The organism is Deltaproteobacteria bacterium, from assembly GCA_016219225.1.
Taxonomy (GTDB): Bacteria; Desulfobacterota; RBG-13-43-22; order RBG-13-43-22; family RBG-13-43-22; genus RBG-13-43-22.
Window position 1 is genome coordinate 1 of the sequence record JACRBX010000087.1, and the last position, 11,741, is coordinate 11,741.

At 49.5% G+C, this 11,741-nt stretch carries 14 protein-coding genes; 7 read left to right on the forward strand and 7 right to left on the reverse strand.

Going from position 1 to position 11,741, the window contains the following annotated elements; genetic code table 11:
- The coding region (locus tag HY879_07350) for a type II toxin-antitoxin system RelE/ParE family toxin (protein MBI5603154.1) at positions 1 to 252 on the forward strand (252 nt) is incomplete at its 5' end.
- Positions 253 to 1,128: 876 nt separating this feature from the next.
- On the opposite strand, the gene HY879_07355 is transcribed toward HY879_07350, so the two are convergent.
- From HY879_07355 to HY879_07380, 6 genes are all read right to left on the reverse strand, one after another.
- Positions 1,129 to 1,464 carry a type II toxin-antitoxin system HicB family antitoxin gene (locus HY879_07355; protein MBI5603155.1) on the reverse strand — a complete coding sequence of 112 codons (336 nt, stop codon included), beginning with the start codon at positions 1,462 to 1,464 and terminating at the stop codon, positions 1,129 to 1,131.
- Between the two features lie 72 nt (positions 1,465 to 1,536).
- Positions 1,537 to 2,295 (reverse strand): YkgJ family cysteine cluster protein, encoded by a 759-nt coding sequence (locus HY879_07360; GenBank protein MBI5603156.1) that lies wholly within the window; start codon positions 2,293 to 2,295, stop codon positions 1,537 to 1,539.
- Between the two features lie 189 nt (positions 2,296 to 2,484).
- On the reverse strand, positions 2,485 to 3,342 hold the full coding sequence (locus HY879_07365; GenBank protein ID MBI5603157.1) for a YkgJ family cysteine cluster protein: 858 nt from the start codon (positions 3,340 to 3,342) through the stop codon (positions 2,485 to 2,487).
- Between the two features lie 120 nt (positions 3,343 to 3,462).
- Positions 3,463 to 3,717, reverse strand: a complete 255-nt coding sequence (locus HY879_07370; protein MBI5603158.1) for a hypothetical protein — start codon at positions 3,715 to 3,717, stop codon at positions 3,463 to 3,465.
- Between the two features lie 112 nt (positions 3,718 to 3,829).
- Positions 3,830 to 4,876 (reverse strand): RNA 3'-phosphate cyclase, encoded by a 1,047-nt coding sequence (gene rtcA / locus HY879_07375; protein ID MBI5603159.1) that lies wholly within the window; start codon positions 4,874 to 4,876, stop codon positions 3,830 to 3,832.
- Between the two features lie 2 nt (positions 4,877 to 4,878).
- On the reverse strand, positions 4,879 to 5,202 hold the full coding sequence (locus HY879_07380; protein MBI5603160.1) for a DUF3795 domain-containing protein: 324 nt from the start codon (positions 5,200 to 5,202) through the stop codon (positions 4,879 to 4,881).
- A gap of 208 nt (positions 5,203 to 5,410) precedes the next feature.
- Between HY879_07380 and ychF the strand changes: the two genes are divergently transcribed.
- From ychF to HY879_07395, 3 genes are all read left to right on the forward strand, one after another.
- Positions 5,411 to 6,481 carry a redox-regulated ATPase YchF gene (gene ychF, locus HY879_07385; protein MBI5603161.1) on the forward strand — a complete coding sequence of 357 codons (1,071 nt, stop codon included), beginning with the start codon at positions 5,411 to 5,413 and terminating at the stop codon, positions 6,479 to 6,481.
- 253 nt (positions 6,482 to 6,734) lie between these two features.
- Positions 6,735 to 7,772, forward strand: coding sequence for a hypothetical protein (locus HY879_07390; GenBank protein ID MBI5603162.1), 1,038 nt, complete (start codon positions 6,735 to 6,737; stop codon positions 7,770 to 7,772).
- Between the two features lie 50 nt (positions 7,773 to 7,822).
- Positions 7,823 to 8,221, forward strand: a complete 399-nt coding sequence (locus HY879_07395; protein MBI5603163.1) for a DUF296 domain-containing protein — start codon at positions 7,823 to 7,825, stop codon at positions 8,219 to 8,221.
- A 14-nt stretch (positions 8,222 to 8,235) separates the two neighbouring features.
- Here HY879_07395 and HY879_07400 read toward each other — a convergent pair whose 3' ends face one another.
- Entirely contained in the window at positions 8,236 to 8,883 is a 648-nt protein-coding gene (locus HY879_07400) for a DedA family protein (GenBank protein ID MBI5603164.1), read from the reverse strand.
- A 268-nt stretch (positions 8,884 to 9,151) separates the two neighbouring features.
- Here HY879_07400 and HY879_07405 point away from each other — a divergent pair, with 268 nt between their 5' ends.
- The 3 genes from HY879_07405 to HY879_07415 all read left to right on the forward strand — a co-directional run.
- Entirely contained in the window at positions 9,152 to 9,382 is a 231-nt protein-coding gene (locus HY879_07405) for a hypothetical protein (protein MBI5603165.1), read from the forward strand.
- 112 nt (positions 9,383 to 9,494) lie between these two features.
- Entirely contained in the window at positions 9,495 to 11,162 is a 1,668-nt protein-coding gene (ilvD, locus tag HY879_07410) for a dihydroxy-acid dehydratase (protein MBI5603166.1), read from the forward strand.
- A gap of 151 nt (positions 11,163 to 11,313) precedes the next feature.
- Positions 11,314 to 11,741, forward strand: a 428-nt coding sequence (locus HY879_07415; GenBank protein MBI5603167.1) for a radical SAM protein, incomplete at its 3' end; no start/stop codon positions are given.

Below are 11,741 nucleotides of genomic sequence, written 5' to 3' on the forward strand. Positions count from 1 at the left end.
CGCTATATTGCGATAGATAATCCACAAGCCGCAGACAACTGGGTAAAAGAAATTGAAAGGCAAATCGATTCCCTGGAAAAATTCCCGGCAAGGTGCCCGGTTATTCTCGAATCACAGGATTTAAATAAAGAGTATCGGCATATCCTTTATGGTAACTACCGAACGATCTTTCGTATGGAAGGATCAAGGGTAATCATTATGCGCGTCATCCACGGCGCCCGGCTGCTCGATTTCAACCTATTTCAAAAATAAACGTAACCTTCCTTATGAGCCACCTGAAAGGTTCGTCAAAAATTAATCATATCCCTTAAAGGCGCTTGTTGGTGACACAAATCATTGCTTCCTGTAAAGGCAAGCTATTGGCTTCAGATGGTATGTTTATCATGATATTTAAATAGGTTGGCTATGGTCAGACCCAATGCCGTATCTGAAGATCGAGGGATTTGGGCTTGGGTGGGGGTCTCTGATTGGGTCTGGCCTTATTGTTTGGTTCCAGGACACAGGGAATGAGGGTATCTTGATTTTCTTTTTGACGAATTCCCGGGAAACGTTACTATAGAAACCATAATAGCGGACCATTTGTTCTCTTTGATCGGGGATATGAGAGGTCATGGCCATTCACCCTGTTAAATGGAATAAACCTGGTTCGGGGTGACTGCGACTCCAGAAAAAAAGTAGGAATTTGAAGAAAAAAATCGACGTCCCCTATTTAACAGGGCAGGGCCAATCTAATGCGTCAAAAGTTTTTTCTTGGCGCTTGTCCTTAGAACGGTAGATGATCCGGGACTCTTCCGGGAGATAGGTCATTCGTTCCTGAGAAAAAGAGGCCCGGATGATATAGCGGGCCAGGTTTTCTCTCCGAGGCGTAGTCTCGCCTCTACGAGCCGTAGGCCCTGGCCTCTTTTTTCCTGGGATGGATTCTTGGACCGCAGAAGACCTGAAAGCCGGAATGTTTCCAGGATTTCAGCAGATTAATATGATCGGGAGTTATTTTACCTTTAGAGAGAAGCATGGCAAAGACTTTGGATCTGAAGATATTTCCCAGATATTTGAACCTAACGGTAGGGGCGACCTTAAAGTGGGTTCAAGATTACCGACCGTGTCTTTGGGCTGGAGGCGGGAAGTTGCCTAAGCAATGGCGTTTTGTTGACAGACTTCGGCAATCCAAGCGTTGATGCTCTTGCCTTCCCTCTTGGCCGCTAGGGCGATAGCACAATGAAGTTCGGAAGGAACTCGCAGCATAAAGCGACCCGAGAAAGGCTTTTCAGGCAGCCGGTTGATCTCTTTACAGGTTTTCAAGTATTCGTCCACGGCAGACCGAAAATCTTTTTCCAGTTCTGAAACCGATGCCCCTTCAAAAGTTATAATATCCGTAAGGCCCATGAGACGGCCATGGAAAATATGGTCGTCGGCATCAAACACAACCGTTCCAGTATGTCCCTTGTATTTTAGAGTATTTTTCATTTTAAAAATGATACCACGGAGCAAGAAAAATTTCACCGGCCAGCGGGCCTTCAAACATTAGCCCTCCGCTTCCTATTTCAGAGGAATAACCTTTTCCCCAAAGAGGACGAATTTGAGCCAATCCAAGCCCAGCCTGAGAAGTTCTTCATCGTCCGATTCCATTTTTCGGACGGTTTCGTCCGGGATGAGAAAGCGTTGTAAAAAAGTACTCTTGAAAACAAACTGGCGGAACTGGTCGAGGTTGTAGCTGGCCATAAAAAACATCTGCAGCTTTTGGGAGACCATCTCTTCTGGCCCCAAGGAGCCTTTGTGGGTGATGATTTCGGTCCAAAGATCATTATAAAAGGTATAGGGTTCGAGCCCCTGGTCCTTTGACCAGTCCGAAACCGTCCATTCCTTCGGTTCATAAAACCCCCGACAATGGGCCTCTTTGACTACAAAAAAGATTTCCCTGGCGCCTTCCTGGCCTTTGGTCCTGGAAGAACCACGGCCGATGGGATAAATGCGGCAGGCCCCGGGCCGGTCCTCATAGATCCGGCAGCCGACCGGCGTGACAAAGGGACACCTCCGGCCTTCGTCCTCCTGCATTTTCAGCAAGACAGCCGGAAAGCCATTATGTTCATTGGGTTTGATGGTTGTGTATTGATCTAAAAAATCGGCTGATGTCAAGGCCAGGCTTTTTTTGAGCCGGAGGATATCATAGGGAGTCAGGACCAGATTCAAGTCCCGGCAACATTCGGTAAAACAGGAAAGGTCCGAATGGCAGGCAAATGAAAAGGCGTCCCTTTCCAGATAGGTAAAAATTTCAGGAGGTTTCATAGGTTCTAACATGGCAATTCTGAGAATTTATCGTTCAGAATTTTATAAGCGCTCTTAAATTTCTGCGTTGTTTAAGGAGCGCTTCGCTTAAGTCCCGACCTAAGCGGGATTCGTTTGAGGGAAGAGGCAACTGCCTTTAACCTCAAGTTCGTCGAAGACGAACGCTCCTCAAGCGTAGCGCTCCTTAAACATTCTGTCTCTCTATTTGCCGGTTTTGATTTCCGGGTTTTTCCAGAGGCCGTCATCCTTTGGCAAGGTGATCCCCAATTCCTTTTCCTTGGCTTTTATGACCTCTTCCCGGATGGGGATGGTTGATCTTCCCAGGAGGCCGAATTGCAGCCATTTAAAGCCGAGCTTGAGCAGCTCCAGGTCATCGGTTTTGAGTATTTCTATCTCTTCCGGAGAAAGATCGAAAAGCTTCAGAAAATTGCTTTCAAAGACGAATTTTCTGAATCGTTCGGTGTTGTAACAGGCCAGCAGGACCATATTCTGGACCTTGCCGTCCAGCTTATGGTCCCCCCAGATGCGTTGGGCCGAGGTGACTTGATTGAACAGTTCTTCGACCTCTTTATAGATATCCAGCCCTTGTCCTTTTTCCCACTCTTCGGTGGTCAGGGAGTGATTTTCCGCTAATCCCAGGCATTGCCCGGGGTCGGCGGTTATAAAATATTCCTCGTCCCCTTCATCTCCTTCACGGGTGTCCAAAGGGTACATCCGGCAGGCCCAGGGCCTTTCGGAATAGACGGCACACCCCTGTTCGGCGCTAACAAAAGGGCAGCGTTTATCCGCATCATCCCCCATTTTCAGTATAAAAACAGGCAGTCCGGAATCGCTTTTGGTCAGGGGCAGGGTATACTGATCGATAAAATCCTCGGAAGGGATGCCCAGGCGGTTTTTTAAACGCAGGATATCGTAAGGGGTCAAAACAATAGTTACATCCCGGCAACAGCGGGTAAAACATTTAACCCCGGGGCCGCATTGAAAATTAAAGGTCCCATGGACCGGCATGATTCCCTCTCCGGGAGCTACCGGTTTAATGGCTGATTCGTTTTCGTTCATATCGATACTTCCTTTCTAATAACTGGTACTTGCAACTTCCTCTTCAACTGATCCCCGATCCCTGGTCCCCGACCTCTAATTTTGAACCTTGAACCTTGAACCTTATACCCTGAACCCGGTTTATTTGGAGGCAATATAGAATTTAAATTTTTTAAATGGGGGGTGATCCTGGATGAAGCGGAATGTGGTTTCATCGGCACAGACCACATCGGTGCAACGGCACTGACGTTGGCATTTTTCACAAAAGTAATCTTCTTCCAGTTGGTTTCCACAGAGGCAAAATGGTTTCATGACCAATTCCCCATTTTCTAATTCAGCGAAAAAATAATCCGCCTTCTCGGCGGGTTGATCCTTATCCTTATCATGATGAGACATAATCCTATTTCTCCTATTATATTCTGAATCCCGGATAGTTATGCCCGGATTCCATCATTTCCCAACTATTTTTGATGGTAATATATAACATTGGCAGGGAGATTGCAACCTTTCAAGAAGCTATGGACGTCCTTCCTGTCAGGTGGATTTGCAATCTTCCAACCATCCCCTCTTCTGAAAGCGTAATGTTTACTTGGCAAAATTGCCGGACCACCCAGAGATTGGTTTTAAGGTGGGAGGAAATCCGCTGGACCAGGATCTCCGAAGGTCCTTGGGCCAGGGCCAGATAGGGGACCAACTGATCGGCCAAATGCGCTTCCACCGAGGCACCGGATTCCATAAAGGCCAGCAGAGAATCCACCGCCTCACCGGCCACCTGCTCCGCCCTTTTCCCTCTCTGGCCCAGAGATGAAAAACCGGCATAGCCCGGGCCTCCTCCGGCGGCAATAAAGACGATATTCCCCTGTCCCGGAGAAGGGCCTTCTATCAGTTCATAGTGGGCCTGGAGGGCTTTTGGGCTGAGAAGTTCTTCAACCTGCTGTTTTTCCCGTTCCCGGATATGCTCGGGAAGATGAGAGGAGGCACAGAAGCACTTAATCCAAGCGGGTTTCCAGGGTTGACCCAACGAAAGCGGCATTAACTGCTTTACTGGTTTGATTCGGGCCTCGATCTCTCCGCCTCCCTTGGGATACCAGCCCCATTTTTTTAATTTCATTTGGACCTGAATCCCCATGCGGACCAAAACCGGAAGGAAGACCCATTCCAGATAATGAAAAGGCGGGCTCCAAGGGACATGGGTGCCCCCTTTTAAGCGGACCAGAGAATCGCCGCCGGACAAGGTCAGGGGAAGCAGGAGGGACTGGAATATCAAAGAAGTGGAGCCGGCCGTACCGACATCAAAAGAATATTCTCCTGGTTTAACCCTTCCAGGCTCAAAGCTTAATTCCTTTGAACCAATGACCGCTCCATCTACCCGGGCCTGACAGATTTCCTGCAGGGCCTTAACTGCCGTCAGGTGTTGGGGCATGAGGCCGGGCTTTTTCCGATTATTACGAATTTGTTCGATCCTGACCGGAATCCCAAAGATCACAGACAGTGAAAGGGCGGTCCTGAGGATCTGCCCGCCTCCCTCACCGTAACTCCCGTCGATGGTTATCATAATTAATGGATTTTGGATTTAGGGATGCTTTTTGACGCCTCTCCCCCTCTTCTACGAATCTGCATCTGCAAAAAATCACCACTGAAAGGATAGGGGCCTGATTTAAAATGGGGGCAGGGAAAGCTTTCACAGTCACGAAGACAGAATTCCACTCCCCGTTCCAGGGCGCAATTTAAGATCGGGCAGACACCGCCCATGAGTCTAAGTTGAGTGGCTAATTTCCGGGTGGCCCTTTCCGACCTGCCGGACCCGCAAGGGCTGCATTTGCCGTCTACAAAAAGTTTACAGGTAAAACAGTTGATACCGCAAGCACCGGTTCCATCCATATCCTTTTCCTTAACGCAAAAAATAAAGTTTCAAGTTGCAAGTTTCAGGTTGCAAGCGTAAAAACCTTGGAACCTGTAATCTGCCCATAGCCTATGGCCCCAAGTTTATTATGATATTACTAGGCCCGGCCCATTGTTGTAAAGAATAAAAAAAGTCTCAAACCAACCTTTACTTGACCCTGATCTTCATTTAAGGCATATTGAAAAAATGCAAATTGGAATTATTGGACTGCCTCAAACCGGAAAGACGACCCTTTTTCAAGCCCTGGCCGGAGGGGAGAAGGCCGTTTCGGCCTTTTCTTCCGGAAAGCTGGAAATTCACACCGCCGTGGCCGAGGTGCCGGACCCGCGGGTCGATCGGCTCAGCCGGATCTTTCAACCTAAAAAGACCATTTACGCCAAGGTAACCTTTGCCGACATCGCCGGCCTGGATAAAGGGATCAGCAAAAAAGGACTCCCCGGGGCCTTTGTAAACCTCCTCGGGCAAATGGATGCCTTTGTCCATGTGGTCCGGGCCTTTGATAATCCAGCCGTGGCCCCAAGTGAAGGTTCTGTTGATCCCCGCAGAGACCTGGCCCTCCTGGATACCGAATTTTTATTGCAGGACCTGACGGCTGTTGAACGCCGCTATGAGCGTTTGTTGGAAGGACTCAAAAAAGGCGCCCTGGACCGGGAACAGGCCCTCAAAGAGAAACCATGGTTTGAAACCATGCAGGCCGCCCTGGAAGAAGAAAAACCCTTAAGGGATCTGGAACTGAGTTCTGAGGCCTTAAAACCGTTAAAGGGTTATGGGTTTCTATCCCTCAAACCGGTTTTAGTGGTGGTCAATACCGGGGACGATGGGAAGGGTCCTGCTATTAACTATGATCATCAATCCAGTGCTGTAGTCTATCTCTCCGCCCGGCTGGAAAAGGAGATGTCCGAATTATCCCCGGAGGATGCCGCCCTGTTCATGGAAGAATATGCTATTACCGAATTAAGCCGCAGCCGGGTTTTACAGCTTTCCTATGATATCCTGGGGCTTCAATCCTTTTTTACCGTCGGAGAAGACGAGGTCAGGGCCTGGACGATTCGCCGGGGGGCTACGGCCCTGGAGGCTGCGGCTACGATCCATTCGGACCTGGCCAAGGGGTTCATTCGGGCCGAGGTAGTGGGTTTTGAAGAGCTGATTGAACTCGGGGGGTTGAACCAGGTCAAGAATAAGGGAAAGCTGCGTTTGGAGGGCAAGGAATATGTGGTCCGGGATGGAGAAATCGTCCATATCCGGCATAGCGGTTAATCCCTGATGGACTCGCAAGTCGCTAAACGCTCATTTTCGTCATTCCCGTGAAAGCTTGTCCTCGAATGTCTTAATCGGGGACGGGAATCCAGTTTCTAAGTGGTTAAGAGTAACCTGGATTCCCGCCTGCGCGGGAATGACGAGTTTTTACATGGGCATCAGACTTAAACTACACCGCTTGAAGATCCTCCTCTCTGGCGGACTTAAGGGAAGAGGCCGGTGGCAGCCATCCTTTAACGAAAGGTCCTCATTTATGCCCATCCCTGGAAATCTGTTGACCACGGCCATGGCGGTTATGCCCCACCGGGATGTCGATCAAGCCCTTAAAACCGCCTTGTCTTTGGATATACCCTTCTGGCCTCAATTGCCCCATGTGAGCTATTATGAAGACATGTACGTCCAGGCCTCGGAACACTTCCCCGGTATCCTGCTGGATCTTGAAAAAAGGACCTTGCGGTTTTCCCACGAAAAGTTTGCCTTGGAATTGGAAGGAGCCTTGACGCATTTCGAGGAGCCGGATTATTTTGATATCAGCCCTCAATATTCGGTGGTTTACCAGCGTTATCTGGAGCTTGATTTATCGAGCCGCCCGGCCATCCGGGGCCAGCTTGAAGGGCCCATCAGTTTCGGGTTCAATGTCCAGGATGAGGAAGGCCGGCCCATCCTTTTTGATGATACGGTCCGGCCTTTTTTACTCGAATTCATGGCCAAGCGGGTGAATAGTCAGTTAGGCCGCCTTAAAGAAAAAAATCCCAATGCCTTTATGTATATCGATGAACCGGGATTGCAATTTCTGTTCAGTGCCATGGCCGGCTATGGCGATCAGGCGGCCCGAGGGGATCTGGAATATTTCTTTTCCCTGATTGAAAGACCCCGGGGGGTCCATTTATGCGGCAATCCCGACTGGGATTTTCTATTAGGCCTGGATCTCGATATCCTCTCCTTGGATATCTATACCAATGGAGAGGTTTTTTCCTCCTACCATAAATCCATCGGAAAATTTTTAGACCGGGGCGGGCTTCTGGTCTGGGGGATAGTCCCTACCAATTTCGAACCTTTTGAACAAGAAGACCTGGATTCTCTGGAAGCACGATTGATCGCCCAATGGGACTGGCTGGAAAAAAAAGGCCTGGATCGCGAATTTCTGATTTCCAGGAGCCTGCTGTCTCCGGCCACCTGTTGCCTGGTCAATCCGGATGGAGAGAAAACCGTGGAACAGGCCTTTCGGATGATCCGGGATCTTTCCGCCAGGCTCCGCCGGCGTTACCACTTAGAGGCCTCACCAAATTAAAAAAGGAAACGGCTATGCCAAAGAGCGCCTTTACCTTAGGGAGAATGTTTATGGAGCGTCTCCCTTACCAAGAAGATCTCCTCCCGGTCCTTCAGGAGTTTTGTATAAGACATCATATCGTCGCTGGATCTCTATCGGTCATCGGGGCCGTCAGCCAAGGGGCCTTTGCATGTTATGATCAGGTCAAAAGAAGCTATCAAACGATTCAGTTGAATGAGGAATTGGAGATCGTTTCCTGTCAGGGTAATATCTCGATCTTGAATGAGAAGCCTTTTGTTCACGCCCATATCCTTTTTAGTAGGATCGACGGGCAGGTGCTGGGCGGCCATCTGGTGGAAGGAACGATCCTGTTTGCCGGAGAACTCACCCTGCAGGAATGGATCGGTCCCCAGCGGATCCGTGAAAGGGATTTAAAGACCGGTCTGAACCTTTGGAAAGGGCCTTTCTGAGTCCTTCAGCCCAGTTATTTTTTTGAAGCCCCCAGCCGATGGCGGAGATACTCGATGATCCCCGGAAGAACGGAAATAAAAACAATGGCCAGAATAACCAGGGTGAAGTTCTTTTTGACCATGGGCAGGTTCCCGAAGTAATAGCCCCCGAAAATAAAGAGGGCGATCCAGACGATTCCGCCGATGACATTATAAGAGATGAACCGGAAATAAGTCATTTCCCCGATGCCGGCCACAAAAGGGGCAAAGGTGCGAATGATCGGGATGAAACGGGCGATAATGATGGTCTTGCCCCCATGTCTTTCATAAAATTCATGGGTCCGGATCAGATATTCTTTTTTAAAAAAACGCAACTCTTCCTGGTGAAAAATTTTAGGTCCCACCCAGTTGCCAATCCAGTAATTCACCGTATCCCCGGCCACGGCGGCTGTTCCAAGGAGAAGAAATAACCAGAGGGGATCCAAGGCGCCTCCGGCGGCAAAGGCCCCGGCGGCGAACAAGAGGGAGTCCCCCGGAAGGATAGGGGTTACGACCAGACCGGTCTCGCAAAAGATAATGATAAAAAGGATCAAATAGGTCCAAAGACCGTAATCCCGAATAATAATATTTAAATGTTGATCCAGGTGTAAAAAAAGATCAATCAGGCCGGTTATCCATTCCACAGGTTCTCTTCTTTTCCCCTTTCTGTAAATTGGGGCTACCATAACACACCCCATCCGGCCATTGCAAGGCAAGTTCACTTTGATTTTGGATTTTAGAATTCGGATTTCGGAATCAAGAACCCATTTTCATGTTTCATAGTGCCTCCACTTGGGGCATGAGGGCTTAGCAACGGCATAGAAAAGGGATTTCTTATTTAACCTCAAAATGGTAAATTGTATTGAAATAAAACCACCCTAAAATAGGCAAAAGAGTGCAGGGAACAATAAGGTGACTGATCAAGATTTTCGTATTGAGGTCTCCTGTTATGCCGGTTACCGCTATCCGGAACGTCCCCTTTCCTTTAAACTCCTCGAGAGGGTTTTTACCGTAGAAGAAATCCTGGATCGCTGGTATGGAGAAGACTATCTCTATTTTAAGGTCCGGGCCGATGATCAGCGGGTCTATCTGTTGAAGTATGACCAGTATGAAGACCAATGGTTCCTGGCGGGGATGATCTAAAAACACAGAAAGAAGAGGTCCTTTAAGGACGTCATGTTTAAAAATAATTGAATTCATTTTAATTGCCCTTTATAGTTAATTATTAAATCAATCGATTAAGAAGGAGAAAAAAATGCGCAGTGATGCCATGAAAAAAGGGATCGAAAAAAGCCCCCACCGGTCATTATTCAAGGCCATGGGTTATACCGATGAAGAAATTGCCCGGCCCCTGATCGGAGTCGTCAACTCAGCCAATGAAATCATCCCCGGCCATATCCATCTGAATCAGATCGCCCGGGCCGTCAAGGCCGGGGTCCGCATGAATGGAGGAACTCCCATTGAGTTCTCGACAATCGGGGTATGTGACGGAATCGCCATGAATCATGAAGGGATGAAATATTCCCTGGCCAGCCGGGAACTGATAGCCGATTCCGTAGAGGTGATGGCCCGGGCCCATCCTTTTGATGCCCTGGTTTTGATCCCCAACTGCGATAAGATCATTCCCGGAATGCTCATGGCCATGCTGCGTTTAAATATTCCGGCTATCATGGTCAGTGGAGGCCCTATGCTTACCGGAAGATGGCGGAAAAAGGATGTCCACTTGATCAGCGTCTTCGAAGGAGTCGGTCAGGTCAGATCCGGAAAGATGAAGGCCAGGGATTTACAGGAACTGGAAGATGTGGCCTGTCCCGGATGCGGTTCCTGTGCCGGGATGTTCACGGCCAATTCCATGAACTGTTTGACCGAGGCCATCGGTCTGGGCCTGCCTGGAAACGGAACCATCCCGGCCGTGTCCGCAGCACGTATCCGTCTGGCCAAACAGGCCGGGATGAAGGTGATGGAACTTTGGAAAAAGAATATCCGCCCCCGGGACATCGCCACCATGGCCGCCTTTCAGAATGCCATCGCGGTGGATATGGCCCTGGGATGTTCGACCAATACAGTACTCCATGTGCCGGCCATCGCCCATGAAGCCGAACTGGACCTGCCCCTGGACCTGTTTAACCTGATCAGCCAACGAACACCCCACCTGTGCAGTCTGATCCCTGGTGGACCCCATAGCCTCCAGGAGTTAGATGAAGCCGGGGGGATTCAGGCGGTCATGGCCGAGTTGACCAAAATCAAGGCAATCGATCTTAAAGTAACAACGGTAACCGGGGCCCGCCTGGAAGAAAATCTGAAAGGGAAAAAAATTTTGGACCCGGAAATTATTCGTCCGCTGACCAATCCCTATCACGCCGAAGGGGGGATTGCCATCCTCTATGGAAATCTGGCCCCCGAAGGGTCGGTGGTCAAACAATCGGCCGTGGCCCCGGAGATGATGACCCACACCGGGCCGGCCCGGATTTTTGATTCGGAACAGGAGGCCCAGAAGGCCATATTAGGGAAGAAAATAAAGAAAGGCGATGTGGTGGTTATCCGCTATGAAGGTCCGAAGGGCGGTCCGGGTATGCAGGAAATGCTTTCTCCGACCTCGGCCATCATCGGCATGGGGCTGGGCAAGGAGGTGGCCCTGATCACGGACGGCCGCTTCAGCGGCGGCACTCAGGGAGCAGCCATCGGACATGTCTCTCCGGAAGCAGCCGCCGGGGGACCGATCGCCCTGGTCCAAGAAGGAGACCGGATCGAAATCGATATCCCCAAGAAAAAGATTTCATTGCTGGTCTCTAAAGAGAAACTCAAGAAACGGAAGAAGCATTGGGTCCCTCTTCCCCCGAAGATCCAATCCGGATATGCTTTTCGTTATGCCCAGATGGTGACTTCCGGAAGCAGCGGGGCGGTTTTGAAAGAACGGTTTTAGTTAGAAAACAGCATTCAGGGATTAGGGGTCGGGGGTCAGGGATAAATTAAAGAATGAAGTTTCAAGATGCAAGATGCAAGTTTCAGGCGCGAAAACCTTTGAACTTTGAGTTTTCGTCTTTGAGCTTTGAGCTCTCTTATGGAGGTGTCTCATGATCGAGGCCCGTCTGTATCAAAAAAAAGAAGATGAGAAGGTCTGGTGCTATTTATGCAGTCACCATTGTCTGATTAAAGAGGGAAAACGCGGAATCTGCGGGGTCCGGGAAAATCAGGGGGGTACCCTTTATTCCTTAGTTTATGGAAAACCTATTGCCTATCATGTGGACCCGATTGAAAAGAAACCCCTCTTTCATTTTTTACCCGGCTCGACCTCCTTTTCCCTGGCCACAGCCGGCTGTAATTTCCGTTGTCTCTTTTGCCAGAACGCCGACATCTCCCAAGCTTCAGAATTGAAGCATATTCCCGGCCAGGAGATGGCCGCTGAAGAAATCGTCGCTGCCGCCCTCAGGGCTCAATGTCAGTCCATCTCTTATACCTATACGGAACCCACCATCTTTTTTGAATATGCCCAGGACATCGC

Bases quoted from the DNA above. Each gene is read 5' to 3' on its own strand.
- HY879_07355 (MBI5603155.1), bottom strand. From the start codon at position 1,464: ATGAAAAATACTCTAAAATACAAGGGACATACTGGAACGGTTGTGTTT.
- HY879_07360 (MBI5603156.1), bottom strand. From the start codon at position 2,295: ATGTTAGAACCTATGAAACCTCCTGAAATTTTTACCTATCTGGAAAGG.
- HY879_07365 (MBI5603157.1), bottom strand. From the start codon at position 3,342: ATGAACGAAAACGAATCAGCCATTAAACCGGTAGCTCCCGGAGAGGGA.
- HY879_07370 (MBI5603158.1), bottom strand. From the start codon at position 3,717: ATGTCTCATCATGATAAGGATAAGGATCAACCCGCCGAGAAGGCGGAT.
- rtcA (MBI5603159.1), bottom strand. From the start codon at position 4,876: ATGATAACCATCGACGGGAGTTACGGTGAGGGAGGCGGGCAGATCCTC.
- HY879_07380 (MBI5603160.1), bottom strand. From the start codon at position 5,202: ATGGATGGAACCGGTGCTTGCGGTATCAACTGTTTTACCTGTAAACTT.
- ychF (MBI5603161.1), top strand. From the start codon at position 5,411: ATGCAAATTGGAATTATTGGACTGCCTCAAACCGGAAAGACGACCCTT.
- HY879_07390 (MBI5603162.1), top strand. From the start codon at position 6,735: ATGCCCATCCCTGGAAATCTGTTGACCACGGCCATGGCGGTTATGCCC.
- HY879_07395 (MBI5603163.1), top strand. From the start codon at position 7,823: ATGGAGCGTCTCCCTTACCAAGAAGATCTCCTCCCGGTCCTTCAGGAG.
- ilvD (MBI5603166.1), top strand. From the start codon at position 9,495: ATGCGCAGTGATGCCATGAAAAAAGGGATCGAAAAAAGCCCCCACCGG.